The sequence below is a fragment of the Alloalcanivorax sp. C16-1 genome, from assembly GCF_046507805.1.
Taxonomy (GTDB): Bacteria; Pseudomonadota; Gammaproteobacteria; order Pseudomonadales; family Alcanivoracaceae; genus Alloalcanivorax.
This window is the reverse complement of sequence record NZ_JBKFTK010000003.1, coordinates 68,222-95,161: the sequence shown is the minus strand read 5'-3', so window position 1 is coordinate 95,161 and position 26,940 is coordinate 68,222. Positions and strand designations below refer to the sequence as shown.

General features: G+C 62.6%; 25 protein-coding genes. 15 read left to right on the top strand and 10 right to left on the bottom strand.

Translation table 11 applies throughout. The annotated features are described in order from the left end of the window. The first annotated feature begins 96 nt into the window (after positions 1 to 96). A complete protein-coding gene (locus tag ACLD0W_RS11155) occupies positions 97 to 495 on the top strand; it encodes a DUF1330 domain-containing protein (protein ID WP_228234315.1) in 399 nt (132 codons plus the stop codon). Positions 496 to 530: 35 nt separating this feature from the next. On the opposite strand, the gene ACLD0W_RS11150 is transcribed toward ACLD0W_RS11155, so the two are convergent. The 7 genes from ACLD0W_RS11150 to ACLD0W_RS11120 all read right to left on the bottom strand — a co-directional run bounded on the left by ACLD0W_RS11150 (position 531) and on the right by ACLD0W_RS11120 (position 8,261). Next, entirely contained in the window at positions 531 to 1,208 is a 678-nt protein-coding gene (locus tag ACLD0W_RS11150) for a TetR/AcrR family transcriptional regulator (protein WP_410307566.1), read from the bottom strand. Between the two features lie 196 nt (positions 1,209 to 1,404). Continuing rightward, positions 1,405 to 2,466 (bottom strand): branched-chain amino acid ABC transporter permease, encoded by a 1,062-nt coding sequence (locus tag ACLD0W_RS11145; RefSeq protein WP_410307565.1) that lies wholly within the window; start codon positions 2,464 to 2,466, stop codon positions 1,405 to 1,407. Then, entirely contained in the window at positions 2,463 to 3,344 is an 882-nt protein-coding gene (locus tag ACLD0W_RS11140; protein WP_410307564.1) for a branched-chain amino acid ABC transporter permease, read from the bottom strand. The genes ACLD0W_RS11145 and ACLD0W_RS11140 overlap by 4 nt, the downstream gene beginning before the upstream one ends. Before the next feature lie 22 nt (positions 3,345 to 3,366). Continuing rightward, complete coding sequence (locus ACLD0W_RS11135) at positions 3,367 to 4,083, bottom strand: ABC transporter ATP-binding protein (protein WP_410307563.1); 717 nt, start codon at positions 4,081 to 4,083, stop codon at positions 3,367 to 3,369. Continuing rightward, a complete protein-coding gene (locus ACLD0W_RS11130; RefSeq protein ID WP_410307562.1) occupies positions 4,080 to 4,847 on the bottom strand; it encodes an ABC transporter ATP-binding protein in 768 nt (255 codons plus the stop codon). Before ACLD0W_RS11130 ends, ACLD0W_RS11135 begins: the two co-directional genes overlap by 4 nt. Continuing rightward, a complete protein-coding gene (locus tag ACLD0W_RS11125) occupies positions 4,844 to 6,070 on the bottom strand; it encodes an ABC transporter substrate-binding protein (protein ID WP_410307561.1) in 1,227 nt (408 codons plus the stop codon). Before ACLD0W_RS11125 ends, ACLD0W_RS11130 begins: the two co-directional genes overlap by 4 nt. 40 nt (positions 6,071 to 6,110) lie before the next feature. Next, entirely contained in the window at positions 6,111 to 8,261 is a 2,151-nt protein-coding gene (locus ACLD0W_RS11120; RefSeq protein ID WP_410307560.1) for an alpha/beta hydrolase fold domain-containing protein, read from the bottom strand. A 240-nt stretch (positions 8,262 to 8,501) separates the two neighbouring features. Between ACLD0W_RS11120 and ACLD0W_RS11115 the strand changes: the two genes are divergently transcribed. Together ACLD0W_RS11115 and cysC are read left to right on the top strand one after the other, a co-directional pair. Then, complete coding sequence (locus tag ACLD0W_RS11115) at positions 8,502 to 10,280, top strand: SLC13 family permease (RefSeq protein ID WP_410307559.1); 1,779 nt, start codon at positions 8,502 to 8,504, stop codon at positions 10,278 to 10,280. A gap of 23 nt (positions 10,281 to 10,303) precedes the next feature. Next, positions 10,304 to 10,918 (top strand): adenylyl-sulfate kinase, encoded by a 615-nt coding sequence (cysC, locus tag ACLD0W_RS11110; RefSeq protein ID WP_410307558.1) that lies wholly within the window; start codon positions 10,304 to 10,306, stop codon positions 10,916 to 10,918. Here cysC and ACLD0W_RS11105 read toward each other — a convergent pair. Both ACLD0W_RS11105 and ACLD0W_RS11100 read right to left on the bottom strand, forming a co-directional pair. Further along, entirely contained in the window at positions 10,905 to 12,284 is a 1,380-nt protein-coding gene (locus tag ACLD0W_RS11105; protein ID WP_410307557.1) for a hypothetical protein, read from the bottom strand. The two genes, cysC and ACLD0W_RS11105, sit on opposite strands and share 14 nt — an antisense overlap. A gap of 66 nt (positions 12,285 to 12,350) precedes the next feature. Then, entirely contained in the window at positions 12,351 to 12,560 is a 210-nt protein-coding gene (locus ACLD0W_RS11100; RefSeq protein WP_410307556.1) for a hypothetical protein, read from the bottom strand. Between ACLD0W_RS11100 and ACLD0W_RS11095 the strand changes: the two genes are divergently transcribed. Further along, complete coding sequence (locus ACLD0W_RS11095) at positions 12,559 to 12,969, top strand: hypothetical protein (protein WP_410307555.1); 411 nt, start codon at positions 12,559 to 12,561, stop codon at positions 12,967 to 12,969. The genes ACLD0W_RS11100 and ACLD0W_RS11095 overlap by 2 nt on opposite strands. Before the next feature lie 16 nt (positions 12,970 to 12,985). On the opposite strand, the gene ACLD0W_RS11090 is transcribed toward ACLD0W_RS11095, so the two are convergent. After that, positions 12,986 to 14,392, bottom strand: coding sequence for a hypothetical protein (locus tag ACLD0W_RS11090; protein ID WP_410307554.1), 1,407 nt, complete (start codon positions 14,390 to 14,392; stop codon positions 12,986 to 12,988). Positions 14,393 to 14,696: 304 nt separating this feature from the next. On the opposite strand from ACLD0W_RS11090, the gene rfaH reads away from it, so the two are divergent. The 11 genes from rfaH to rfbC all read left to right on the top strand — a co-directional run bounded on the left by rfaH (position 14,697) and on the right by rfbC (position 26,898). Beyond that, a complete protein-coding gene (gene rfaH, locus ACLD0W_RS11085; protein WP_410307553.1) occupies positions 14,697 to 15,212 on the top strand; it encodes a transcription/translation regulatory transformer protein RfaH in 516 nt (171 codons plus the stop codon). A gap of 241 nt (positions 15,213 to 15,453) precedes the next feature. After that, positions 15,454 to 16,968 (top strand): capsule assembly Wzi family protein, encoded by a 1,515-nt coding sequence (locus ACLD0W_RS11080; protein WP_410307552.1) that lies wholly within the window; start codon positions 15,454 to 15,456, stop codon positions 16,966 to 16,968. A 45-nt stretch (positions 16,969 to 17,013) separates the two neighbouring features. Continuing rightward, complete coding sequence (locus ACLD0W_RS11075; RefSeq protein ID WP_410307551.1) at positions 17,014 to 18,135, top strand: polysaccharide export protein; 1,122 nt, start codon at positions 17,014 to 17,016, stop codon at positions 18,133 to 18,135. A gap of 10 nt (positions 18,136 to 18,145) precedes the next feature. Beyond that, positions 18,146 to 18,577: a low molecular weight protein-tyrosine-phosphatase gene (locus ACLD0W_RS11070; RefSeq protein ID WP_410307550.1), complete on the top strand. Its 432-nt coding sequence runs from the start codon at positions 18,146 to 18,148 to the stop codon at positions 18,575 to 18,577. A gap of 18 nt (positions 18,578 to 18,595) precedes the next feature. After that, positions 18,596 to 20,806, top strand: a complete 2,211-nt coding sequence (locus ACLD0W_RS11065) for a polysaccharide biosynthesis tyrosine autokinase (RefSeq protein ID WP_410307549.1) — start codon at positions 18,596 to 18,598, stop codon at positions 20,804 to 20,806. A gap of 276 nt (positions 20,807 to 21,082) precedes the next feature. Then, positions 21,083 to 22,432 carry a UDP-glucose dehydrogenase family protein gene (locus tag ACLD0W_RS11060; protein ID WP_410307548.1) on the top strand — a complete coding sequence of 450 codons (1,350 nt, stop codon included), beginning with the start codon at positions 21,083 to 21,085 and terminating at the stop codon, positions 22,430 to 22,432. Continuing rightward, positions 22,429 to 23,460 (top strand): NAD-dependent epimerase, encoded by a 1,032-nt coding sequence (locus ACLD0W_RS11055; protein ID WP_410307547.1) that lies wholly within the window; start codon positions 22,429 to 22,431, stop codon positions 23,458 to 23,460. Before ACLD0W_RS11060 ends, ACLD0W_RS11055 begins: the two co-directional genes overlap by 4 nt. 2 nt (positions 23,461 to 23,462) lie before the next feature. Further along, positions 23,463 to 24,545, top strand: a complete 1,083-nt coding sequence (gene rfbB / locus ACLD0W_RS11050) for a dTDP-glucose 4,6-dehydratase (RefSeq protein ID WP_410307546.1) — start codon at positions 23,463 to 23,465, stop codon at positions 24,543 to 24,545. Beyond that, the gene (gene rfbD / locus ACLD0W_RS11045) at positions 24,542 to 25,456 is read left to right on the top strand and encodes a dTDP-4-dehydrorhamnose reductase (RefSeq protein ID WP_410307545.1); all 915 of its coding nucleotides are present in this window, start codon (positions 24,542 to 24,544) and stop codon (positions 25,454 to 25,456) included. The genes rfbB and rfbD overlap by 4 nt, the downstream gene beginning before the upstream one ends. 3 nt (positions 25,457 to 25,459) lie before the next feature. Continuing rightward, a complete protein-coding gene (gene rfbA, locus ACLD0W_RS11040) occupies positions 25,460 to 26,338 on the top strand; it encodes a glucose-1-phosphate thymidylyltransferase RfbA (RefSeq protein WP_410307544.1) in 879 nt (292 codons plus the stop codon). 5 nt (positions 26,339 to 26,343) lie between these two features. Continuing rightward, entirely contained in the window at positions 26,344 to 26,898 is a 555-nt protein-coding gene (gene rfbC / locus ACLD0W_RS11035; RefSeq protein ID WP_410307543.1) for a dTDP-4-dehydrorhamnose 3,5-epimerase, read from the top strand. The last annotated feature ends 42 nt before the right edge of the window (positions 26,899 to 26,940 follow it).

Here is a 26,940-nt window from a genome sequence, read left to right as displayed (position 1 = left end):
ATCCCGCCATGGGATTGACGCAATCGGTCATTGGCGCCAGCGGCCGCAGGCGCCACCCTGGGGGTCGATATCGATGACAACAACAGGAGCCTCCCCATGCCCGTGGTCGACCCGGATCCCAAACGTCTGCCGGACATTCTCAAAAGCATCCCCGCCGACACCCCCATCGTCATGCTCAACCTGCTGCGCTTCCGCGACAAAGCCCGCTACAAGGACGGCGAGGCCGATTACGACGGCCGCGAAGCCTACCGCCGCTACTCCAAGGTGGCGTTCCAGAAAGTCCAGGGCGTGGGCGGCGAGATGGTCTGGAGCGGCCACACCCTGGCCGGCGTGATCGCCCCGGAGGACGAGCACTGGGACGAGGTGCTGCTGGTGCGCTACCCCTCGATCCAGGCCTTCGCCACCATGCTGGCGGACCCGGAATACCGGGAAGCGACCAAGCATCGCACCGCCGCCCTGGAGGAAGCGCGTCTGATCTGCAACCGGGAAAAATAGCAGGCCGGCTCAGCGACCGGCAGGCCGGGGGGCGTTCAGTCGGGGCGGGCCTCTGGCGGGGAATCATGGAGCATGCGCCGTGTCAGGATCTTGATCTGATCCAGGGCCTGCTCCTCGGTCATATCCCCGTTGGGGTTGTACCAGTAGGCAATGCGGTCACATTGACTGAGGATCGCGAGGGTGACCACCTTGGTACTTACCGCGCCATTGCGCGGTACATGGTCACCCACCAGATCCTCCACCTGATGGCGGTAGCCCGCCATGCGCGAGCTGAAATCCCGGGCCGCTTCCTCGGGCAGGAACATGCGCGCGAATTGCGGATCGATCAGACGGTCGTTGGCGCGGGCAATGGCCCGGTGGCGCAGCTTGTAGCCGGCATGCCGGCGTACGACTTCAAACAGCCTCTGTTCGCGGGGGATTGCCTCTATGCCATCAAGAATATAGCCGAAGAAATCATTCATGCCTTGATCGATGGCGCCCACCAGCAGGGCTTCCTTGGATGGGAAATAGTTGTACAACGTCGGTGCCTTGAGCCCGACCCAGCTGGCCAGCGTCCGCATATTCAGGTTTTCATAGCCGCGCTCGGCGAACAAAGCGATGGCGGCCACCAGGATGCGGTTGCGCATGGTGCCGCCGGCGCGTAGCGAGACCTCTTCCAGGTCCTTCTCGATATTCTCACCCATGTACTGCGGAATGCCGCGGTCATTGGGCAAGCGCGCCCCATTGCGTGAGCGTCGGGTCTCCGATTGCGTCATAACATCCTAAAGTTGTAATCAGCACATGACTTTGCCGGCCCCATTCTTGGGTAATTCGGCCCTGAAATCCACAAGCCTCGGGATTTTGTGGTGGCGGATGAGTGCCTGATACCGCGTCGCCCGCGCCGCTGGCGCGGCGCAGCGGCATGAGAGTTCAGGGTTGGGGTTCCTCGGAAACCGAGGAAGCGGAATGGCTAGAGGAATGGCAAGAGGCGGTGCCACGGCGGCGCCGTTGCAGGGCCACCACTTCGCCCATGATGCCGCGGCGAAATGCCAGCACGCAGACCACGAAGACGATGCCCATCACCATCATCACCGACTCGCCGAGCGTGTTGAACCAGGTAAGGCCGGTGGCTCCGGCGATCAGGACGCCGAGTTCGCCGATTTTGTTCTCCAGCATCACCAACGCCAGCGCACCCACCACCGGCCCGGACAACACACCCATGCCGCCCACCAGGGTCATCAGAAGGGCATGGCCAGAGGTCATCCAGTGCACGTCGGACAACGTCACGAAGCCCAGGCTGATCGCCTTGAGCGCACCGGCCAGGCCGGTCAGCGCCGCCGAGAGGGTAAAGACGATCAGCTTGTAGCGCGGTGGGTGGTAGCCCAGTGAGATGGCCCGGGGCTCGTTATCCTTGATCGCCTGCAATGCCTGGCCGAAGGGGGAGTGCACCACCCGCGCGATAAACAGAAAGCAGACCATCGATATCACCAGCACGGTGTAGTACATGGTCAGGTCGTCATGCAGGTCAAGCACGCCAAACAGGCGTCCCCGGTCGATGCCCTGCAGGCCATCCTCACCGCCGGTTTGCGGTATTTGAACGCATAGGAAATACACCATCTGCGCCAGCGCCAGCGTAATCATCGTGAAATAGATGCCGGAGCGCCGGATGGAAACAAAGCCCACCACCAGGCCGAGCGCGGCCCCGGCCCCCAGGCCGGCGAGCAGCGCCAGCTCCGGCGGCAACGCCCAGGCCTTGACGCCATAGCCGGCCAGGTACCCGCCGACGCCGAGGAAGGCCGCGTGACCGAGTGAGGCCAGCCCGGTATAGCCGAGCAGTAGATGAAAGGCGCAGGCGAACAGCGCGTAGCACAAAATTTTGGTGCCCAGCACCGGATAAAGACCGGCCCAGGGCGCCACCACCAGCCCGATCAGCAGCAGGGCATAGGCGCAGGCCCGTGGCGACAGGGCGCGGGACATGGAAGAACGGGTCATTCGTGACCTCCGAACAAGCCGTGAGGGCGGATCATCAGAACCAGCACCATCACCAGAAACATCACCATGGAAGAAGCCTCGGGGTAATACACCTTGGTCAGCGCCTCCACCAGGCCCAGGCCGACGCCGGTGACCACGGTGCCGAGAATGGAGCCCATGCCGCCGATCACCACCACCGCGAACACAATCACGATCATGGTCTGGCCGGTCAGCGCGGAGACCTGCATCACCGGCGCCGCCAGAACCCCGGCGAACGCCGCCAGGGCAACGCCGAAGCCGAAGGTGAGACTGACCATCATCGGAACGTTGATGCCGAAGGCCTCAACCAGCTTGGGGTTCTCGGTAGCGGCACGCAGATAGCTGCCCAGCCGGGTTCGCTCGATCACGAACCAGGTGGCCGCGCACACCAGTAGCGAAGCGACGATTACCCATAGCCGGTAATTGGGAATCATCAGAAACCCCAGGCTGGTGATGCCGGAAATCGGCGGCGGCCCGTAGGGGCGACCGGAAACGCCGAAGGCGGAGCGTATCGCCCCCTCGATGATCAGCGTCAGACCCAGCGTCAGCAGCAGGCCATACAGATAATCCAGGTGATAGATCCGCTTGAGAAAAAACCGCTCAAGCAGGATGCCGAACAGCCCCACCACCAAGGGTGCCAGGAATAGCATCACCCAATAGTTGATCGAGAAATAATGCAGCCCGGCCCAACTGAGTACCGCGCCGAGGACGAACATGGCGCCGTGCGTGAAATTGATCACGTGCAGCATGCCGAAGATCACCGCCAGCCCGAGGCTGAGCACGGCATAGAAACAGCCGTTGACCAGTCCGATCATCAGTTGAGCCATCAAGGCCGTGATCGGTACGCCAAAAATCTCCATAACCCTACCTTTTGGTTGTGGATTACACACTCAGCAGTTGTGCCACCCGGTCCGCCTGGGCATCCAGTTCCGTCGGCACCAGCGTGTCGATGATGCGGCCGTGTTCCATGAAAAGAAGGCGGTCGCACAGGCCGGCGGCGAAATGGAAGTTCTGCTCCACCAGCACGATGGTGTAGCCGCGTTCGCGCAGCGTGCGAATGGCTTCGCCAAGCGTTTCAACAATCACCGGCGCCAGCCCTTCGGAGATTTCGTCGAGCAGCAGCAGGCGTGCGCCGGTGCGCAAAATGCGCGCCAGCGCCAGCATCTGCTGCTCGCCGCCGGACAGCGCCATCCCCGGGCTGTGCCGCCGTTCCGCCAGATTCGGGAAGAGCGCGTAGATCTCATCCAGGCTCAGGCCGGCATGCCGGTCGCCAAGCTGCGGCGGTAAACGGAGATTCTCTTCACAGGACAGGCTGGCGAAGATGCCGCGCTCCTCCGGACAGTAGCCCACACCCAGACGGGCGATCCGGTGGGTGGCCAGGCCCACTGTCTCCCGGCCGAATACCCGCACCGAACCGACGCGGCGGCCGGCCAGCCCGAGGATGGCCCGCAGGGTGGTGGTACGGCCCGCGCCGTTACGACCCAACAGGGTGACCGCTTCGCCGGCCCGGACGGTGAGATCGACGCCTTGCAGCACATGGGATTCGCCATACCAGGCTTGCAGATTGTGCAGAGCCAGAACTTCCCGCGCCTCGCTCATACCAGGCCCCCCCGCTGCTGGCCGCCGCCCAGGTAGGCACGGGTGACCTCCTTGTTGTGCGACACTTCCTGATAACTGCCGGTGGCGAGCAGGCGGCCGCGCTGCAGTACCGAAAGGGTGTCGGCGATACTCGCCACCACCTTCATGTTGTGCTCCACCATCAATACCGTGCGCCCGGCGCTGACTTTCTTGATCAGCGCGGTGACCCGGTCCACGTCCTCGTAGCCCATGCCCTGGGTCGGTTCGTCGAGCAGCATCAGCAGCGGGTCCATGGCCAGGGTGGTGGCCAGTTCCAGCGCCCGCTTGCGCCCGTAGGGCAGCGCGCCGGCAGCCTTGTCCGCCAGATCCGCGAGGCCCACCTGGTCAAGAATCGCCAGCGCCTGTTCATTGAGTTCATCCAGTACCCGGATACTCCTCCAGAACCGAAGCGAAACCCCGAGCTTGCGTTGCAGTGCGAACCTCACGTTGTCGAGCACGCTCAGACCTGTGAATACCGCGGAGATCTGAAAGGAACGGACCATCCCGAGCCGCGCCAACTGACGCGGCGGCAGGCCGGTCACCGGGCGGCCGTCGAAGCGGATCTCGCCGGCGCTCGGTTCCACGAATCGGGTGAGCAGATTGAACAGGGTGGTCTTACCGGCGCCGTTGGGGCCGATAAGCGCGTGGATGTGACCGCGCTGCACACTCAGATCAACTTCGTCGACGGCGGTGAAGCCCAGGAATTTCTTACTCAGCCCGCGGGTCTCCAATACCGCGTCGGTCATGTCCCATTCCCCGCCCTTTTGACCAGCTCGCAACGGGATTCGGACAGCGGCTGATAGGCGCGTTCGGCGGGAATGGTTTTCACCAGCTCGTAGTAGTCCCATTCGCCTTGCGATGCCTTGGGGGTCTTTACCTGGAACAGGTAGACATCATGAATCATCTGACCATCCGGACGCAGGCGCCCGTTCTTGAGGAAGAGGTCGTTGAATTCACGTTTGCGCAGGTCGGCCATGACGGTATCGGCGTCGTCGCTGCCCAGCCGCTTAACGGCACCCAGGTATTGAGTGATCGCGGAATAGGTGGCCGCGTTGAGCATGTTCGGCATCTTGCCGGTCTTCGCCTGGAAGCGGCGGCTCCAGGCCCGCGCCTGGTCGTCCTGATTCCAGTAAAACCCTTCCACCAGCAGCATGCCCTGCGTGGTGGCCAGACCGAGAGCGTGGACATCGGTCATGCTGGCGGACAGGCCAACGATCTTCTGCTGCTGGCTGATACCGAATTCATTGGCCACCCGGATCGCGTTGTGCAGATCTGCGCCGGCGTTGGCGATACCGATGACATTCGCGCCGGAACTCTGCGCCTGGAGCATGAACGAGGCGAAGTCGGAGGCGCCCATGGGGTGGCGCAGCGAACCGACCACTTCGCCACCGGCCTGCTCCACGGCCCGGGTGGCGTCGTATTCAATGGCCTTGCCAAGGGCATAGTCCACGGTCACGAAGTACCACTTCTTGTGGCCCTGGCTGGTAAGGGTGCGGCCCAGGCTGTTGGCCAGGGAATAGGTGTCCCAGGCGTAGAACACCGTGTTCGGGGAACACTGCTCGTTGTTGATGGCGGTGGACCCGGAGCCGGTAACCATCAGCATCCGGTTCTTGTCGCGGGTGACTTCGGAGACCGCCAGGGCCACCGCTGAGTTGATCACGTCGGTGATCATGTCCACGCCCTGGGTGTCGTACCACTCCCGGGCGCGGCTGGCGGCCACATCGGTTTTATTCTGGTGATCGGCGGTAATCAACTCCACCTGGAAAGCCGGGTCCTCGTTGGCGACGAAGTCGTCCACCGCCATGCGCGCGGCGGTCACCGCGCCTTCGCCGCTGAGATCCGAGAAGATACCGGACATATCCGAGAGCACACCGATTTTTACCTTTCCGTCCGAAATGCTGGCGGCGCCGACACTGGCGCCGTACAGCAGAGTCGAAACGAGCACGCTGGTTTTTATTAGCTTATGCATGATGCTTCCTCATTGTTGTTTTTGGTTTGTGGTCGCGGCTTCAGGCGGTGGCGCGTGTCGGTTCGCCCAGCACGCGAGCGGCCCAGTCGCCCAGGGTCTTGAGAGTGGTTTCGGTTTCCGGCAGGAAAGGGAACAGGGTGTAGACGTGCACCGAATCCCTTATCGGCAGGAAGGTGACGTCCACATCCGCGGCCAGGGCCCGTTCCCGCAAACGGGTGCTATCGCTGTACAGGGATTCGCCTTCCACCGCCGAAAGCAGGATGGGAGGCAGGCCCCGCAGGTCTCCGAATAGAGGCGAAACCAGCGGATCGCGGGGTTCATGCTCCTGAAAATAGGAGGCCGCCATCAGGGCCAGACCGTCGCGGTGGGCGGCGGGGTCCTCGCCGGCGAAGTCCTTGATGCTGGCGCCGGACAGGGTTAAATCGGTGAACGGGCAGATGGCCACGATGCCCGCCGGCAGCGGGTCGCCGGCCATCTTCAACGCCAGACTCAGAGCCAGCGCCAGACCGCCGCCGGAGGACTCGCCACTCAGCAGGATGCGTGAGGGTGCCACCCCGGCGCGTAGCAGCCCCCGGTAGGCGTCCACCGCATCGTCCAGGGCCGCGGGGTAGGGGGATTCCGGCGCCAGCCGGTAGTCCACGGTAACGCATTGGCCATCCACGGCGTCAGCCAGACGCGATGCGTATTCGAGCGAACTCCGCGCGGAGCCCAGCATGTAACCGCCACCATGAAAATGCAGGATAAGCGGGCTGTCGGTGCCGGCCGCGCCAACCCGGAAAGCGGGTACGCCGCCCAGCTCGACCTCTGCCACCGTGTTCGCGTCGCGCAGTGGAAAATGATGGGTTAAAAAGCGCTCATAGCCTTCGCGCATACCGTCATGGCCACGGGCCACGTCTTCCGGGGTTAGCGCTGATTTCCACATCTCGAAGGCGCGCTGGCTTTCCGGGCGCTCCATGGTCTTTGCTTCGCGGGTGGCGGACAGGCCAAGCACCTCGCCGGCGGGCCGGTCCACTTCCTTGAGTACGTCGTACTCCCAGACGAAGGACCAGGTGGTCTCCGACAAGGGGTCGATATGTTGCAGGCCCTTCCAACGACCATTGCGGGATTTGATCCGCTGAGGGTCGGACTCGTGCACCATCTTCACCATGGCGCGGGCGCCGGACTGTACCCGGGTGGTACGGGGGCGGCGGCGCTGCTCGTATTCCGCCAGGCCGGCCGCCGGGTCGGCACGGTGGCGCTCCAGCATGGTGGCCAGTACCCAGGCGTCTTCCATGCCCTGGCAGGCGCCCTGGGCCAGAAACGGCACCATCGGATGAGCCGCGTCGCCCATCAGACTGATACGCCGGTCGGTCCAGCGCTCGATCGGGTCGCGGTAGAACATGCCGGTGATGAAGGCACTGTCGATTTCATCCATCATCGCCTGAGCACGCGGCTCCAGCCCGGAGAAGGAGGCTCGGAGTTCATCGATGTCGCCGCTTTCGGTCCAGGATTCCCGACGCACTTCGCCGGACGGTACCGACGCCAGGATGCTGTAGAGGTTCTGCGGGCGAATCCAGTAGGTGATCAACGTGCGTCCCGGGCCGAACCAGTAGTTACCGCGCTCCGGAAGGTCCACGTGCTTCAGTCTTTCCGCGGGGATCAGCGCCCGCCACATCAGAATGTTCGAAAACTGTACGTCGTCGTTGTCCTCGCCGAACAACTGCTGGCGGACCACCGAATGGATGCCGTCCGCCCCGATCAACACGTCACCGCTCAGCGTTTCGCCGTTATCCAGTTGCAGGGTGACGCCGCTCTCATCCTGCTGCACGGCGCTGCAACGCAGCCCCAACCGCAGGCTTGCCGGAGGCAGGCGGTCGGCCAGGATGCCGATCAGGTCGGCGCGGTGGATGTTGTACAGCGGCGCGCCCCAGCGCCGTGTCCCGGCGTCACCCAGCGGCACCTCCCACAGCTGCTTGCCGGTGAGGATGTCGCGCATGTCGAAGGACTGGGGAATCACCGACTTGGCGGCCACGGCTTGTTCCAGACCTAATTCACGCAACACCACCGAGCCATTGGCCGCGATCTGTATGCCCGCGCCGATCTCGGTGAGCTTGGGAGCCTGCTCCACGATGGTGGCGTCGATACCCTTGTGGCGCAGAGCAATGGCGGCGGTCAGACCAGCGATACCGGCCCCGACGATTAAGACGTGCATGGTGTTCTCCCGTGCCTTTGTTGTGATTTATTCTTCTACGAACGAATGTTCGTACGTGATGGCGAGAAGTGTCATACCGAAGCGGGGGAACTGTCAATACGGTGCGCGCGGATGGCGGGACGCTTCCCCAGCGTCTTTTCTGCATAAGCAAAGAACGAATCGTCGGTTGCAGGTTATAAAAAACCGGCTACCATCCAGCCCATTCCCCGGACCACCAGACCGCTGGAGCCTTGGCCGACGATGACGCCGGATATTTTGTTCACCTCGCTGGTCGTGGCCGCCGTGCTCGGCGCCCTGGCCAGCAACCGGGTGCCCGCCGAGGTCACCATGATGGCCGCCCTGGTGGCGGTGCTGGTGGGCGGTGTGATCAGCCCGGACCAGGCCCTGGCCGGCTTCGCCAACCCGGGCCTGATGACGGTGGCGGTGCTCTACGTGGTGGCCGCCGCCCTGCGCGACACCGGCGCCATCTACTGGATCGCCCATAAGCTGCTGGGCCAGCCGAAAACCCTGACCGGCAGCCAGACCCGTCTGATCGCCCCCACCGCGCTGCTCAGCGCCTTCCTCAACAACACCACCGTGGTGGCGATGATGATCCCGGCGGTGCAGGAGTGGGCCCAGCGCCTCAAGCTGTCCGCCTCGCAACTGCTGCTGCCGCTCAGCTACGCGGCCATCCTTGGCGGCACCTGCACCCTGATCGGCACCAGCACCAACCTGGTGGTGGACGGCATGATGCAACGCCGTGGGCTGGAAGGTTTCCACATCTTCGATCTGGCCTGGGTGGGCGTGCCGCTGCTGCTGGCCGGCTCGGTGTTCCTGCTGCTGCTCGGCCGCCGCCTGCTGCCCAACCGCGCCGGCCTGGTGGAGCAGGTGGAGCGGGCCCGCGAATACCACGTGGAAATGGTGGTGCCGGAGGGCAGCCCCCTGCACCAGAAAACCATCCAGGACGCCGGCCTGCGCAACCTGACCCACGGCTACCTCACCGAGATCCAGCGCGGCGACAAGCTCTATACCGCCGTGGGCCCGGACATGCAGATCCTGGCCGGCGACCAGCTCGCCTTTATCGGCGCTCCGGACTGCGCCCGCGAGCTGCAGCGCATCAACGGCCTGGTGCCGGCCCACGGCGGCGCCCACAAGCTCAAACTCAACAACCACCAGCGCTGCCTGGTGGAAGTGGTGATCGGCCCGGAATTCCCGGGCCTCAACCACACCGTCAAGGACAGCGCCTTCCGCACCCGCTACCAGGCCGCTATCCTCAGCATCAGCCGGGGCGGGCGCCGCCAGCCCGGCAAGGTGGGCGAACAGATCCTGCGCATTGGCGACACCCTGTTGCTGGAAACCGGCCAGACCTTCGTCGAGCAGTACCGCTACCGCCGCGACTTCATGCTGGTCAGCCCGCTCAGCGATTCCACCCCGCCGGATTTCTCCAAGGCGCCGCTGGCCACCGCCATCCTGGTGGGCATGGTGGCGATCAACGTGATCGGCCTGCTGTCGGTGCTGGAAGCCGCCTTTATCGCCGCCGGCCTGCTGCTCGCCACCCGCTGCGTCACCGTCAACCGGGCGCGCATGAACGTGAGCGTCAACCTGCCGGTGCTGGTGGTGATCGGCGCCGCCTTCGCCCTTGGCACCGCCCTGGAGGAAAGCGGCACCGCCGCCTTCATCGTCGAAGGGCTGATGGGGCAGGGCATCGACAACCCCTGGCTGGCGCTGCTGGTGGTCTACCTGATCACCGCCCTGTTCACCGAGGTGATCACCAACAACGCCGCCGCCGTGCTGGTGTTCCCCATCGCCACCGGCGTCGCCGACCATCTGGGCGTGTCGCCGATGCCCTACATCGTCGCCGTCATGTTCGCCGCCAGCGCCAGCTTCATGACGCCGCTGGGCTACCAGACCAACCTGATGGTCATGGGCCCGGGCGGCTACCGCTTCACCGATTACCTGCGCATCGGCGTGCCCATGTCGATCCTCGCCGCCGCCGTCACCACCGCCCTGATTCCGGTTTTCTGGCCGTTCGGCGGCTAACCCACACTGTTACGGAGAATGTCATGTCAGGCCCCTACGAAAAACGCGAGAACGACTCCAAAGCCGAAGTCATCTGGCACCAGTCCAACGTCACCAAAGCCGATCGGGCCAAGCAGAAATCCCAGGTGCCGAAATGCATCTGGCTGACCGGCCTGTCCGGGTCCGGCAAGTCCACGCTGGCCAACGCCCTGGAAGTGGCGCTCACCGAGCAGGGCAAGCACACCTACCTGCTGGACGGCGACAACGTGCGCCACGGGCTGAACAAGAACCTGGGCATGAGCGATGAAGATCGCACCGAGAACATCCGTCGGGTGTCCGAGGTGGCCAAACTGATGGTGGACGCTGGTCTGGTGGTGGTCACCGCCTTCATCAGCCCGTTCCGCGCCGACCGGGACGCGGCCCGGGCGCTGTTCGAGGACGGCGAGTTCGTGGAAGTGTTCGTCGACGCGCCCCTGGAAAAATGCGAAGAGCGCGACCCCAAGGGCCTCTACAAGAAAGCCCGTGCCGGCGAGATCAAGGAATTTACCGGCATCGACAGCCCTTACGAAGCCCCGGACCGGGCCGAGGTGGTGATCAACACCGCCGACAACGACATCGAAGCCTGCGTCAAACAGCTGATCGCCGTCATCGGGGTGTAAACCGTCGGCGGCGCAGGCCCAGCACGGCCAGGGTGAGCAGCAACAGCGGCGCCATGGGGCCGCCACCACCGCCGCCGCCCTCATTGCTTTCCGGAGCGTTGTGCTGAATGAAGGTGCGGCCCTGGATTTCGCTGCCGTCGTCCGTCTGCCAGGCCACCGCCATCACGCCTTCCTGCAGGATCACGCGAGGCTCGCCGCCGGGGGTGAACTCGCCCAGCGCCGACAGGTCGGCGAACGGCGTGTCCCGGTCGCCCACCAATTGGCCGTCGCGGTCATAGGCGGTGAGGCCGGCCACCGGCGCCTGGCCATCTTCCTGCCAGGCCCATACGCCGACCATATTGCCTTGGCCGTCCGCCGCCACGCTGGGCGGCGTGAAGGTGCCGGTCTGCGGGTTCGAGGCCAGCAGCAGGGCGGCACCGGCGGTGCCGTCGCCGTGCCAGCGGCGGCCGTGGATTTCGAAGGTTTTCTGCGGATCGTCGCCCGGGGTGTTGTCTTCCAACCAGACTCCCACGAAGCCGTCGCCGCCGACGCTGGCCACGGCGGGGACGGACTGATAAACGTCGCTGCTCGAAGCAACGCCGTTGTCCAGTTCCTCAAAATGGTCGTCGTGCAGCGCGATGCCGCCGGGGCTGAGCCGGCGGAAAAGCGCCTCGGCACGATCCTCAATGGTGACCACCAGGGTGCCGTCCGGCGCCATGGTCATGCCGCCCGGCACGATATTGCGAAAGGCGCTGACCTCGTCCGCCCAGGTTTGGGTGTGGTCTCGCAGATAGCGAACCCAGAAAAGATAGCCTTCCGAGCCGAGGCTGCTGGCAGTGACATAATCACCGTCCGCATCCACCACGATATCGCTGCGGCAGGCCGGAATACCGGGTGCCGGTATTGAACGAGGGGCGGCCACGGTCTGGCCGGTGTCATTACGATTGACGCGGGTGTACCAGCCCTCCTCGTAACAGTACTCGTCACTACCACCGCCCTCGGGGTCGTAGCTGCCCCAGCTGACCATCAGGTTGCCATTGCCGTCGCTGTCCACGGACGGCCGGCCCAGATGAAGACTTTCGCCTTCGGCAACCTGATGGACCCGCACCGGGGCGCCGACCGGTTCGCCGGCGGCATTAAAGCGCTGCGCGGCCACGTAATCGCGCGCATTGGCGTCTTCGCCCCGGGCGGCCCACACCAGCGCCCAGCGATTGCCGGGAAGGGCGGTGATATCGAAGCTCTGGATTCGGTAGCCGGCTTCCGCCTGCTGAAGGGTCAGCTCGGCGCTGGGTTCATCCAATCGGATGTCCGCGCTGGCCGGCGCCGCGCCGATGGCGGCCGATAAAATCAGCGGCAAAGCAGCGCGCCGTGAGAATGCGTCCTTCATTCTTTAATTCCCCAGTCGTATTTTTATTGCGAATAAACCTATCACGGTGTGTCGGCTGAAACGATCTTAAATCGGCGGATTCATCGCGCCGCCCGTGGCGGCGAAGCCGAAAAGCCGGGCGAAGGGGGCTGTGCGCATTGAAAAACCGGGCCCGAGGTTCAACCATACGAATTTGGCCCGATCATCGCTTGGCGGGGTGATTTCATTTTGGCACCATTGTGCCAGCCGCCATTGGAGGCCGGTGGATACAACAACAATCAGGGAGGAGAGAGCCATGGCCTACACGGTCTGGATCAACGTCTGTTTTCCGGTGGGGGACGACCCCGTACCCGATATGGAAGCCTTTATCGGTGACCGCGAGGACCTGGAGATCGAGGGCGTGAATCGCTTCGCCACCCCCGTGATCGAATACCCCGACCCGGAAGACGGCAGTGGCCTGGTGGACCCGTACACCACCATCATGCCCGACGGCCACGGCCTGGAGATCCTTTATCGGGCGCCGGACCCGGACAACGGCCCCGAGCAGCTGCTGGCCCTGATCCGCGAGATCGGCCGCGCCTTCCCCACCGCCCGCATCGGCGACGCGCTGCGCGATTACTCCGAGGAAGACGAGGAACTGGAACTGGAGTTCACCCGCGAGCAACTGAACGCGGAGCTCGAGGCCAGCCGCCGCCCCACCCAATAGGCGCGCGGGGCGCCGCTCAGCGGCGCCGTCGGCGTCGGCCCAGCAGGGCCATCAGCAGCAGGGCCCCCAGGCCGGTGGCACCGCCGCCCCACAGGTCGTCCGCGCCGCCGTCGCCGCCGTTCTGGCCGTCACCGCCGGCCCCGTCATCGCCGTCGCCGGCCAGGGCGTTGCCGGCCACCTTGGCGCGCAGCACCGCCTGGTCCCCGGCGGTGCCCTGCCAGGCCACCACCGCCAGGTCATCGCTCAGCGCCACCTTTGGATCTCCCGTAGGGGCCATATCGTCCAGGTCGCTCACGTTCGCGAACTCGGTACCGCGCTCGCCGATCACCTCGCCCCCGGCGCTGATCACGGTGCCCCGCGCCGCCAACGGTCGCGGGTCGTCCACCACCACCCACACGGATACCAGATTACCGGCGCTGTCGGTGGCCACTCGCGGCACGCTGTAATCGATGGCGAAGTCGTACTCCTCATTATCCAACAGCAAGGTGTCGCCGGCGGTGCCGTCGGCGGCCCAGCGCTGGGCCCGCACGGTACGCTGGAAGTCCGGGTCCTCGGCGATGATGTCGTCCTGGTTCCAGGACGCCACGAAGCCGCCGTCCGCGTCGTCGCTCACCGACGGCAGGCGCTGCACCAGGCTGGCGCCGGATTGTCGGTTCTGGTCCAGGCGCCCGGCGCCATCGTCCACCGGGTTGCCGTTCAGGTTGAAGCGCTGGCCGTAGACCACCGCCCGATCTTCCCAGGCCGCCAGCAGGGTGCCGTCGTCGTTGAGCGCCACCGACACATGGAAATCCACGTTCCCGGCGACCTGCACCGGGCCGGCCAGATCGCCGCCGTTGCTGCCGTAGGTGCTGAACAGCAGCGGCTCGCTGGACTCCTGGCTGCCGCGCTCGAACCAGGCCAGCACCGCGTTGCCGCCGGCGTTGGCCGCCACCTGGCGGGCGCACACCGATCCCTGGGGCGACGGCGTGGTCACCGACGTGACGGTGTCGTCCGGGCTCACCCGCACCATCGCCATGCCGGTCTGGCAGAGCGCGCCCCGGGTAAAGTCCGCGCTGGCGCTGTTGCCCCAGCTCACCCACAGGTTGCCGGCGTCGTCGGCGGCGATGGCCGGCGACGCCAGAACCCGGTCGTTGTCCTCGGCCAGTACCACGGCATCCGCCAGGGCCTGGCCGGCCTGATCGTAGCGGCGCAGCCACACCTGGCCCGCGCCGCCGTCGCCGTACTCGCTCCACACCACCGCGAAGCGCTCTCCGGGCAGGGCCGCCACATCGAAACCGGAGAACTGGCGGACCGAGGCGTCCAGGGTTTTCAGGGTCAGGGCGGGAACCGTCAGGTCGGGGAGGGAGGCCTGGGCGGCGGGGGCGATGAACGCGCCGGCCACCGCCAGCGCCAGCGGCGCGCGCCGCGGGATCGGAAATAACATAGCAAAAACCGCTCGTTGTTCTGATTAGAAGAAGAACGGCCATTGTGTCGGCCCGGGCGGTCTCCCTGGCATCCCCTAAACAGGGTGTGTACGTTCGTCCCGGCGGCTGGGACGCGATATTGCTCACTCAAATAAACTGCACTAGCATCGGGTCTTCTTACGGGGGACCGTAAAACAATGCCAACAAATCTCAGCGTGAAGAACGAGGCAAAGCCGTCGATTTCGCGCTAAGCTTCTGCTGCAATTGTTTTGGTTAACGGAATTGTCCGGCTCCCCCGGACACACCCACTTATGGAAGCAGGGTATGAGTAGCAACGCCTGGTACGTGGTCCAATGCCGCGCCAACCAGAATTTCCGTGCACAGGAAAACCTGGAAAACCAAGGCTTCACCTGCTTCCAGCCGTGTCTCCGCGTCGAGAAACTGCGCGCCGGCCGGCGCACCCACCGCACCGAACCCCTGTTCCCCGGTTACCTGTTCGTCCAATTCCAGGATTACGGCCCCAGCTGGCACACCGTGCGCTCCACCCGTGGCGTCAACCGGCTGGTGGCGTTCGGTGATCAGCCGGCGCGGGTGCCCGAGGGGGTGGTGGACGCGTTGATCCAGCGCACCCGCGATGACGCGGAGAAACAAGACAGCCGCCCGGCGATCCGCGCCGGCGACCGGCTGCGCATCGAACACGGCCCCTTCGCCAACCTGGAAGCCACCTTCCAGGCCTTTGACGGCGAACAGCGGGCCATCGTGCTGCTGGAAATGCTGCACAAACAACACCGCCTGAATCTGGCTCTGAAGGACGTGCGCCCGCTGGCGGCGCAGCACTGAGGCGGCGACAACCGGCGCGGCCCGCCGCGCCCCTGGCAAAGCAGGACCGTTCCCGGGGAATCGACGGCCAACCCCGTGGCGGTAGCGTGCCCGCAGGCCGCTGACGGCGGGGCGGGCTCAAGGATTCGCCGGTGCCGCCGATAGCGGAGTCAGGCGGCGGGCGGTGCGTCTCGCAATTCAGTAGCCGGCATGTAAAATGCCCCCTTCAGAACATCAACGAACTGGCAGCAGGAAAGCGCTTGTGGTGAACCCGGGTAACAGATGGAAGACGGCCTTTCTGCTGAGCATGGGCTTCGGCCTGAGCGGCGCCGCCGGCGCCGCCTCCTGGACCGCCCCCTGGGTGGAAACCGGCGACCTGCAGGCCCGCCACCATATTGAAGCGCTGTCCGCCCAGGGCTGTTTCGACGGTCTGACCCTGACCTGGCCGGTGAACTGGTCGGCGGTGGCCCACGGCCTCAATGGCGCCAGCGACGCCTGCCAGGCCACCGAACACGCCACCTGGCTGCGCGCCCGCCTGGACCGCGCCAAGAACGCCGGCCGCACCGCCACGCTCACCGTCGGCGGCGCCAACGACGAACCCCTGTTCCGCCACTACGGCGACCAGCCCCGGGGCGAGGCCGACGCCTCCGCCGCGGTGAGCGTCACCGGCCGCCGCTTCGCCGCCCGGGTGCGCGCCCAGTACGTGGACAACGACCGGGAAGACCGGGAAGCCCGCCTGGACGGCAGCTACGTGGCCGGTCGCTTCGGCAACTGGCAGCTCGGCGCCGGCGCCATCGACCGCTGGTGGGGCCCTGGCTGGCACAGCTCCCTGGCGCTGTCCAACAACGCCCGCCCGGTCACCGGCCTGTGGTTCGGCCGACAAACCCCCTACGCGCCGCGCTCCCGCTGGCTGTCCTGGATCGGCCCCTGGGACTTCCAGGGCTTTGCCGGCCAGCTGGAGCAGGACCGGGCGGTGCCTGACGCCAAGCTGATCGGTGGCCGCTTCACCTTCCGCCCGGCCAATTTTCTGCAGATCGGCCTGACCCGGCTGTTCCAGTGGGGTGGGGAAGGGCGCCCAGACGGCTTTGACTCCTTCAAGGACGCGCTGATCGGCAAGGACAACGGCCAGAGCACCGGCTTCGCCGAGGAGGACGACCCCAGCAACCAGGTGGCCGGGCTCGATTTCCGCGCCAGCTTCCCGGTGTTCGGCGTGCCCACCGGCCTGTACGGCCAGGCCATGGGCGAGGACGAGGCCGGCGGCCTGCCGTCCAAGTTCTCCACCCTGGCCGGCCTGGACCTGCTCACCGGCCTGGGCGAGGGCCACCAGCGAATCTTCCTGGAAGCCTCGGACACCGTGGCCGGCCGCACCTTCAGCGACGCCCGCTACAACACCGCCTACGAGCACAGCACCTATCAAAGCGGCTTCCGCTATTACGGCCGTAATCTGGCCACCACCTTCGAAGGGGACGCCCGCACCCTGACCCTGGGGCTGCAGCAGTTCTTCCGCAACGGCTGGGTGGCCACCGCCGCGCTCACCAACGCCACCCTCAACGCCAAGGGCGGCAAACGGGCGGTGGTCGCCGACGGCGGCGCCGAGATCCTGCAGGCGGTGGACGAACAGGACGTGGTGGTCGCCGAGCTGCGCCTGGAGCATGGTCTGCTGGGCGGGCGCATGACCTGGGCCCTGGCCGCCAGCGACGACCCCATCGACACCTTCGACGGCGAGCGTGAGCGGGTCACCGCCATGGCCCAATGGCAACGCAGCTTCGCCTGGTAAGCCTGGCCGCTGAAAAAAGACAACCAACGGAGTGATTCAGGGAACATGAACGCATTACGGTTACTTTCCGCCGCGCTGCCGGTGCTGCTGCTGGGCGGCTGCACGGTGGTGCCCGGGTCCCACCATTCCGAGTCCCCCGGCTGGTTCGCCGAGGATGACGGCGCCGACGCCGAGGCGCTGCCGGACATCATTCGCGTGCACCAGATCAGCACCGCCATCCTCGATGCCCCCAAGACCGGCGTCGCCACCGGCACCCCGGAAGGGCTGGAGTCGGTGTCCGAGGACTATGACTACGAAGTGGGCCCCGGCGACGTGCTCAACGTCACCGTCTGGGACCATCCGGAGCTGACCATCCCCGCCGGCTCCCAGCGCAGTTCCACGGAATCCGGCAACTGGGTGCACAACGACGGCACCATCTTCTATCCGTACGTGGGTACCGTGGAGGTGGCCGGCCTCAACGTGAACGAAATCCGCACCATGATCACCCGGCGCCTGGGCCAGTACATCGAGAACCCCCAGGTGGACGTGACCGTGGCCGCCTTCCGCAGCAAGAAGGTCTACGTCACCGGCTCCGTGGGCCAGCCCGGCACCTACCCGATCACCAATATTCCCCTGCGCCTGGTGGACGCCATCAGCGCCGCCGGCGGCATCAGCGAAACCGCCGACTGGTCCAACGTGCTGCTGACCCGGGACGGCCGCGACTACAGCCTGTCCCTGCGCAACATCTACCAGGACGGCAACGCGGCGCAGAACATCCTGCTGCAGCCCGGTGACGTGATCAACGTGGCCCGCGCGGAAGAGAACAAGGTGTTCGTGCTCGGCGAGGTGATGCGCCCCTCCAGCCTGCCCATGGGCCGCAACGGCATGACCCTGGCCGAGGCCCTGTCCGAGAAGGGCGGCCTGGACCCGCGCTCCTCCGACGCCTCCGGGGTGTTCGTGTTCCGCAAGGCGCCGGCCGGCGCCGACCACGGCATCGACGTCTACCAGCTTAACGCCAAGGACGCCGCCGCCCTGGTGCTGGCGGACAGTTTCTCTCTGCAGTCCCGGGACATCGTCTATGTCACCGCCGCGCCGCTGGCTCGCTGGAACCGGGTGCTGAGTTTGCTTGTTCCCACTGCAAGTGCCGTCTATCTGGGTAGTCGTGCGGAAGATCAGTTGAGGGACTAAAGGAAGAGCCTTGTTTGAACGCATCCTGGTGGTCTGCGACGGCAATATCTGTCGCAGCCCCACCGCCGCCGGCCTGCTGGCCACGCACAAGCCCGGGGTGGAAGTCACCTCCGCCGGCCTGGTGGGCCTGGAAGGCCACGGCATGGACGCCACCGCCCTGGCGGTGGCGGAGGCCCACGGCATGCAGGGCGGCGACCGGCACCGGGCGCGCAAACTCACCGGCGAACTGTGCCGCCTGGCGGACCTGATCCTGGTGATGGAAGGCCGCCAGCGCGAGCGCATTATCCAGCGCTTTCCGGAGGCCAGCGGCAAGACCATGCTGCTGACCCACTGGACCGGTGGCCGCGACATTCCCGACCCGTTCCGCCAGTCCCGGGAAGTCCACGAACGCATCTACCCCATGATCCGCGACGCGGTGGCCGCCTGGGCCGCCAAACTCTAGATAAAGGAAAACGCAGGAATGACCGACCAGCACGCTTCTCGGGGACGCCCGGCCACCACGGACGACGACATCGATCTGCAGCGGCTGTGGGCGCTGCTGGTGGATGGCCGCTGGCTGATCCTGGGGGCGGCGCTGCTGGCCTTCGTGCTGGGGCTGGCCTATGTGCAGATGGCGGTGCCCATCTATAAGGCGGAGGGCCTGCTGCAGATCGAAAAGAAGCAGGGCGGCATGCTCGGCCTGGACCAGTTGGACCGGGCCCTGGGCGGCGCGGAATCGCCCACGGCGGCGGAAATCGCCATCCTGCGCTCGCGCATGGTGCTGGGCGAAGTGGTGGACCAGCTGCGCCTGGACACCCGCATCACTCCCCAGACCCTGCCGCTGATCGGCCGCTTCCAGTTCGCCCCGGGCGTGGTGGACGACGCCGGCCGGGCGGTGCCCGCCAGCGTGCGCGACGGCGACGCCACCGTGGTGGTGTCGGAATTCCAGGTGCCGGAGGCGTACCGGGGCCGCACCTTCCAGCTGCGCCCCGGTGACGGCGGCCAGCCGGCCCTGTACCTGGGCGACCGACTGATCGCCAGCGGCCCCGCCGACCAGCCGCTCACCGGCGAGGACGGCCAGGTGGTGTTGCGCCTGGCCACCTGGGAGCCCGACGGCGAGACCTTCAACCTGACCCGCCTGTCCATGCTCTCCGCCGTCAACGGCATCCGCGGCAGCCTGACCGTGGAAGAGCAGGGCCGCGACACCGGCATGCTCAATATCAACCTCACCGGCCCGGACCCGGCCCGCGCCCGCGCCATTCTCGATGCCATCAGCGAGGCCTACCTGATGCAGAACGTGAAGCGTCAGGCGGCGGAAGCGGAAAACAGCCTGGAGTTTCTCAACGAGCAGCTTCCCGAGGTGCGCGACACCCTGAACGACGCCGAGGAAAAGCTGAACGCCTACCGCTCCGACAGCGACTCCGTGGACATCAACATGGAAACCCAGTCCCTGCTCGGCCGGCTGGTGGACATGGACGCCAAGCTTAACGACCTGAAGATCAAGGAAAGCGAGGTGGCCGCCCGCTACACCAAGGAACACCCGGCCTACCGCACCCTGCTGGAGCAGCGCCGCTCCCTGGAAGCCCAGAAAGCGCGCCTCAACGATCAGATCGGCAACCTGCCGGAGACCCAGCAGGAAATCCTGCGCCTGATGCGCGACGTGGAAGTGGACCAGCAGCTCTACGTGAGCCTGCTCAACCGCGCCCAGGAGCTGCGTATCCTCAAGGCCAGCACCGTGGGCAATGTGCGCATCATCGACGACGCCGTGGTCTACCCCGGCGCGGTGGCGCCCAAGAAGGGCCTGATCCTGGCCCTGTGCACCGCCCTGGGCTTCCTGCTCACCGCCGCCGTGGTGCTGGCCGCCGGCCTGCTGCGCCGGGGCATCGAGTCCCCGGACGAGCTGGAGGAACTGGGCATCCCGGTGTACGCCGCCGTGCCGCTGTCCGAGGAGCAGGCCCGCCGCGACCGGGTGGCCGATATGCTGCGTCGCCGCAAGCGCCGTAGCCACGGGGACGGCGCGCCGCTGCTGGCGGTGAACGACCCGGGCGACCTGGCGGTGGAAGCCCTGCGCAGCCTGCGCACCAGCCTGCACTTCGCCACCATGGAAGCCAGCAACAAGGTGCTGATGATCTCCGGCCCCAGCCCGGAAGTGGGCAAGTCCTTTATCACCGCCAACCTGGCCACGGTGCTGGCCCAGGTGGGTCAGAAGGTGGCGGTGGTGGACGCGGACATGCGCAAGGGTCACCTGCACCGCTACTTCGGCCACAACGGCCAGCAAGGGCTGTCCACCATTCTGTCCGGTCAGGCCGACCTGGACACGGTGATGGCCGGCACCGACATCGAGAACCTGGACTTCCTGCCTCGGGGCCAGGTGCCGCCCAACCCCTCCGAACTACTAATGCACCCGCGCTTCAAGCAGCTGGTGGAAGACCTGTCCCAGCGCTATGACTTGGTGCTGGTGGACACCCCGCCGGTGCTGGCGGTGACCGACGCCGCCATTATCGGCCAGCTGGCCGGCACCAGCTTGCTGGTGGCCCGCTTCGGGCAGAACTCGGTGAAGGAAGTGGACGTGTCGATCAACCGCTTTGATCAGAACAAGGTGGAGATCAAGGGCGTGATCCTCAACTGCATCGAGCGCCGTGCGTCCAACGAATACGGCTACTACGCCTACAAGTACGACAGCAAGGATTAAAGCCTATCGCGGTCGGACGACCGCTCCTACACCCCACCGTAGGAGCGGTCGTCCGACCGTGCCCCCAGCCACAACTGACACCCCGTCCGGTACGACCGCGATCTTCCCGAATCAACCACACCCCCTCATGGGTAATCTCAAGCTGGCTACGGCTGGCTTCGACTACGTCGGCTAAGATATGAGGAGAAGGCCAGGGCGGTGGAAGTTGAGATTCCTGTTGAATAGTCAGTAAAAAAACGTTCAACCTGTTGTTAAACTCAGTTTTGGATTAACTAAATGAAAGTGACAGTTTTTGGCACGGGCTATGTTGGCTTGGTTCAGGGTGCTGTCTTGGCGGAAGTAGGCCACGACGTCGTGTGCGTGGATATCGACCAAGAAAAAATTACGCGGCTTGAACGGGGCGAAATTCCTATCTATGAGCCTGGGCTGGAAAGTCTTGTGAAGGAGAACGTGACCGCAAAAAGGCTTCGCTTTACCACCAATGCCAAAGAAGCGGTATTACACGGCGAGTTGCAGTTTATCGCCGTAGGCACTCCCCCTGATGAGGATGGAAGTGCAGATTTGAAGCATGTTCTTGCTGTCGCTGAAACCATCGCTGAGCATATGCAAAGCCACCGAATCGTCGTGAACAAATCCACAGTGCCTGTCGGTACGGCGGATGAAGTGAAAAAACGCATCGCCAAAACCCTGAAGGAATCCGGCAAGCAGACACTAACGTTCGATGTGATCTCAAACCCCGAATTTCTCAAGGAAGGCAACGCGGTAGGCGATTGCATGAAGCCGGATCGTATTATTATTGGTACCAACAGCAAGCACACCGAAGAAGTGATGAGAGAGCTTTATGCCCCCTTCAATCGCAACCATGACAAAGTCCTAATTATGGATCCGAGGAGCGCTGAACTCACCAAATACGCTGCGAACTGCATGTTGGCTACGAAGATCAGCTTTATGAATGAGATGGCCAACTTGGCTGAGATGTTGGGTGCTGACATCGAAATGGTTCGCCACGGTATAGGCAGCGATCCCCGAATCGGTTACCACTTTATTTACCCCGGGGTGGGGTACGGTGGCTCTTGTTTCCCTAAGGATGTACAGGCGCTTATCCATACCGCAGATAAGTTGGATTTCGACGCTAAGATTTTGAAGGCGGTCGAAGCGCGCAACTTGCATCAGAAGACAACCCTGTTTCAAAAAATCAGCGCCTACTTTGAGGGCGACCTTGTGGGTAGGACATTCGCGCTCTGGGGATTGGCCTTCAAGCCCAATACCGACGACATGCGTGAAGCGCCAAGCCGGGTTTTGATGGAAGCACTATGGGCTGCCGGAGCACAGGTACAAGCCTACGATCCTGAAGCGATGGAAGAAACCCAACGTATCTACGGTGATAGAGACGATCTGAGTCTGTGTGGTACAAAAGAGGCAGCGCTGAAGCGGGCAGACGCACTGGTGATTGTCACCGAATGGCAAAATTTCCGGGCGCCGGATTTCGATTTGATTCAGGAGCTGTTGACCACTCCAGTTGTTTTCGATGGCAGGAACATGTTCAATCCCAAACGTATGAGCGATAAGGGAATATTTTATATATCGGTAGGCAGGGGTAGGGCCGAACTGGAAGATAGACAATGAAAGTGCTTGTGACAGGCAATGCCGGTTTTATCGGCTTCCATACCGCCCGACGATTGCTGGAGCGCGGCGACGATGTGGTGGGCATTGATAATGTCAACGATTACTACGACACCAGCCTGAAAGAGGCCCGTCTGAAGGAGTTGGAGAAGGCCGCCGCCCGATCAACCGGCCGCTATGAATTTTTGCGCGGAGACTTGGCGGACCAAAAAATTGTTAACGGCTCCTTCGAAACACATCAGTTTGACCGGGTCATCCATTTGGCGGCTCAGGCTGGCGTGCGATATTCGTTGGAGAATCCTCACAGCTACGTGCAGAGTAACATTGTTGCTTTCACCAATATTATCGAAGCCTGCCGACATGCCAGTACGCCGCATCTAACCTATGCGAGCACCAGTAGCGTCTATGGAGCGAACACTAAGATGCCGTTTTCCGAGCACGACGGCGCAAATCATCCCCTTCAGTTCTACGCGGCGACCAAGAAAGCCAATGAGATGATGGCACATAGTTATAGCCATCTTTTTGGTTTGCCCACTACCGGCCTGCGCTTCTTCACAGTGTATGGCCCGTGGGGCCGACCCGATATGGCCTTGTTCCGGTTTACGCAGAAGATCCTCAGAGGTGAGCCGATCCCGGTATTCAATCACGGCAATCATACTCGTGATTTCACTTACGTCGATGATATTGTCGAAGGTGTTCTGCGAGCCAGTGACAACATCGCAACACCCAATTTCGATTGGTCTGGCGATAAACCTGACCCTGCAAGCAGTAACGCACCTTTCCGTCTCTTCAATATCGGCAATAACAATCCGGTGAAGCTAAGTGCTTACATCGAGGCGATAGAGATGTCCCTGGGGATTCTTGCTGAGAAAGAATTACTGCCGCTCCAGCCGGGTGATGCGCCAGATACCTATGCAGACAGCTCTGAGTTGGAAAAGTCTGTTGGGTATAAGCCAGAAACATCAGTGGAATCTGGTGTGGCCAGATTTGTTAGTTGGTATAAAAGTTATTATCACGGAGTCGATCGATAATTATGAAGATTCTAATCACCGGCGGTGCTGGGTTTATCGGTTCCGCGGTAGTGCGATATATCATCGACCATACCGAAAATAGCGTTCTCAACGTAGATAAATTGACCTATGCCGGGAATTTGGAATCGTTGGAATCCGTCTCCGCCAATGAGCGATATCAGTTTGAGCATGTTGATATCTGCGACCGGGCATTGCTGGAACGTGTCGTTGATGAGTATAAGCCGGATGCGGTTATGCACCTGGCCGCGGAGAGCCATGTTGACCGCTCCATTGATGGCCCCGCCGCGTTCATCGAAACCAATATCGTCGGCACGTACACATTGCTGGAAGTCTGCCGGCAATACTGGCAGGCACTGGATGCCGAACACCGTGCCGACTTTCGGCTACACCATGTTTCCACAGATGAGGTCTATGGTGACTTGGAGGGTCCGGAAGGGGTATTTACAGAGCAGACCCCCTACGCTCCAAGTTCCCCCTATTCCGCTAGCAAAGCCAGCGCCGACCATTTGGTGAGGGCATGGAGTCGCACCTACGGGTTGCCCGTTGTCATTACTAATTGCTCCAATAATTACGGCCCTTATCACTTTCCAGAAAAGCTGATTCCTTTGATGATCCTGAATGCTCTTGAAGGCAAATCTTTGCCTGTCTACGGTAAAGGGACCCAGATTCGCGACTGGCTTTACGTAGAAGACCATGCCCGGGCTCTCTACAAGGTGCTGACTAAAGGAATGGCTGGCGAGACCTACAACATTGGCGGGCACAATGAGATGCAGAACATCGAAGTTGTGCGTACGCTGTGCGAGCTTCTTCAAGAATTGGCCCCGCCGATCAACAACCCCCGTCTCGAAGCAATAAGCCATTACCAAAATCTTATTACTTTTGTTAAAGACCGGCCGGGACACGACCTCCGCTACGCCATCGACGCTAGCAAGATTGAGCGTGAACTAGGCTGGGTACCTAGTGAAACCTTCGAAAGTGGCTTAAGGAAAACCGTACAGTGGTATCTAGACAACCATGAATGGTGTGCGCGGGTACAAGACGGAAGTTATCAGCGTGAGCGATTGGGCGCGGCTGTAACAGCATGACAATTTTGCTTCTTGGTAAAAATGGACAGGTCGGCTGGGAACTCCAGAGAGCTTTGGCTCCGCTTGGTGTGGTGATCGCGCTGGGCCGGCATAGCTCCAACGGCCTTTGCGGCGATCTGGCTAAGCTGGATGATTTACGCAAAACCATCCGCGAGATCAAGCCGACCATCATCGTCAACGCCGCTGCTTATACGGCGGTAGATCGTGCCGAGGAAGAGCGTGAGCTAGCTCGTATCATTAATGCAGAAGCGCCAGCGGTTCTCGCAGAGGAAGCCAAAGCTCGAGATGCGCTTTTGACACATTACTCCACCGACTACGTGTTCGATGGCTCAGGCACTCGTCCTTGGCAAGAGCAGGACCAAGCTATGCCGATCAACCATTATGGGGCCACCAAATATGCGGGCGAGCAGGCGATCCAAGCTACGGGGTGCCGACATCTTATCTTCCGAACGAGCTGGGTGTATGCGACAAAGGGTAATAATTTTCTTGGCACTATGGCCAAACTCATTGAAGAGCGGGATTCGTTGAAGGTGGTCGGTGATCAGGTGGGGGCTCCCACCGGGTCGGAATTAATCGCTGATGTGACCGCTTTGGCTCTGCGCGAGACCCAGAAAAATCCGGAGATCTCAGGCATCTTTAACTTGGCGGCGTCAGGAGAAACCAGCTGGCATGGATATGCAACGTTTATCGCTAAGTGGTTTCAGCGGCAACACGTACCGCTGCGGGCTACTCCTGATCGCATTCAGTCGGTACCGACGGCGGCTTGGCCTACACAGGCAGTGCGTCCGCTCAATTCGCGATTAGATTCGGGAAAGCTGGAAAGAGCTTTAGGGCTGCGACTGCCCGCTTGGCAAAGGGGCGTCGAACGATCATTAACAGAGCGCAGAAACTTCACAACACCGCAGGATTGAATCATGGCCCGCAAAGGAATCGTACTTGCCGGTGGCTCCGGCACGCGTCTTTACCCTATCACCAAGGGTATCTCTAAGCAGCTGTTACCCATATACGATAAGCCGATGATTTACTATCCCTTGTCGGTGCTCATGCTTGCCGGTATCCAGGAAATACTGATTATCACTACTCCAGAAGACCAGGCAGGCTTCGTCCGTCTTCTGGGAGATGGCTCGCAGTTTGGTATCTCCTTGAGGTATGAAGTACAGCCCAGTCCAGATGGTTTGGCACAAGCATTTATTATAGGGGAAGATTTTATCGGGAAAGACCCTGTGTGCTTGGTGCTTGGCGACAATATCTATCACGGGCCCGGGCTCTCGACGTTGTTGCAGGCAGCTAATGATCGTAAGGTCGGCGCCACAGTTTTCGGTTACCAGGTAACTGACCCTGAACGTTTCGGGGTTGTCGAGTTCGATGAGAATCAGCGTGCGGTTTCCATCGAAGAGAAGCCCGAAAGGCCGAAATCCCGGTACGCGGTAACTGGCTTGTACTTTTACGATAACGATGTAGTCGAAATCGCGAAATCGGTGAAGCCATCCCTGCGTGGCGAGCTGGAGATCACTAGCGTCAATCAGGCCTACATGAACCGAGGGGATTTGAAGGTCGAGCTTCTTGGACGTGGCTACGCCTGGCTTGATACCGGGACGTTTGACTCCTTACACGAAGCTTCCGGTTACATCGAGACCCTTGAGAAGCGTCAGGGTTTAAAAGTGGCCTGTCTGGAAGAAGTGGCTTATCGCATGGGCTTTATCAGTAGAGATCAATTACTCGCCCAGGCTGAAGTAACCAGAAAGAACGGTTATGGCGGTTACTTGAAGCAGTTGGCCGAACAAGAGGTCTGAGCGGAATGAAGGTGATCGAAACTGGCATTCCTGAAGTTAAACTGATAAAGCCGCAGGTTTTCGGTGATGAGCGTGGATTTTTCATGGAAACATGGAATGAGCGCGCCTTCTCCGAAGCAGGGATTGAAGCAAGCTTCGTGCAAGATAATCATAGTCGCTCACAACAGCACACCTTGCGCGGACTTCACTACCAGCTCCCACCGTATGCTCAGGGTAAGCTGGTGAGGGTAACTCAAGGAGAGGTTTTCGACGTCGCGGTAGACATTCGTAGGGATTCACCAACTTTTGGTAAGTGGATAGGTGCGGTCATTTCGGAAGAAAATCGGCTGCAGATGTGGATTCCGCCCGGTTTTGCTCATGGATTTTATGTCATTAGTGAGATGGCGGATTTTCAGTATAAGTGTACGGACTTCTACGCGCCTGAACACGAGAGATGCATCCGTTGGGATGACGAAGCATTAGGGATAGAATGGGGAATAAAAAAAGGCCAGAAGCCGATTATATCTAAAAAAGATGCCCAGGGAGAAGGTATTAAAGATGCAGAGTTGTTTGCCCGTTGATTATGCTGGAGTCCTGCTGGTGTTTGGCGGATTACTCTTCAG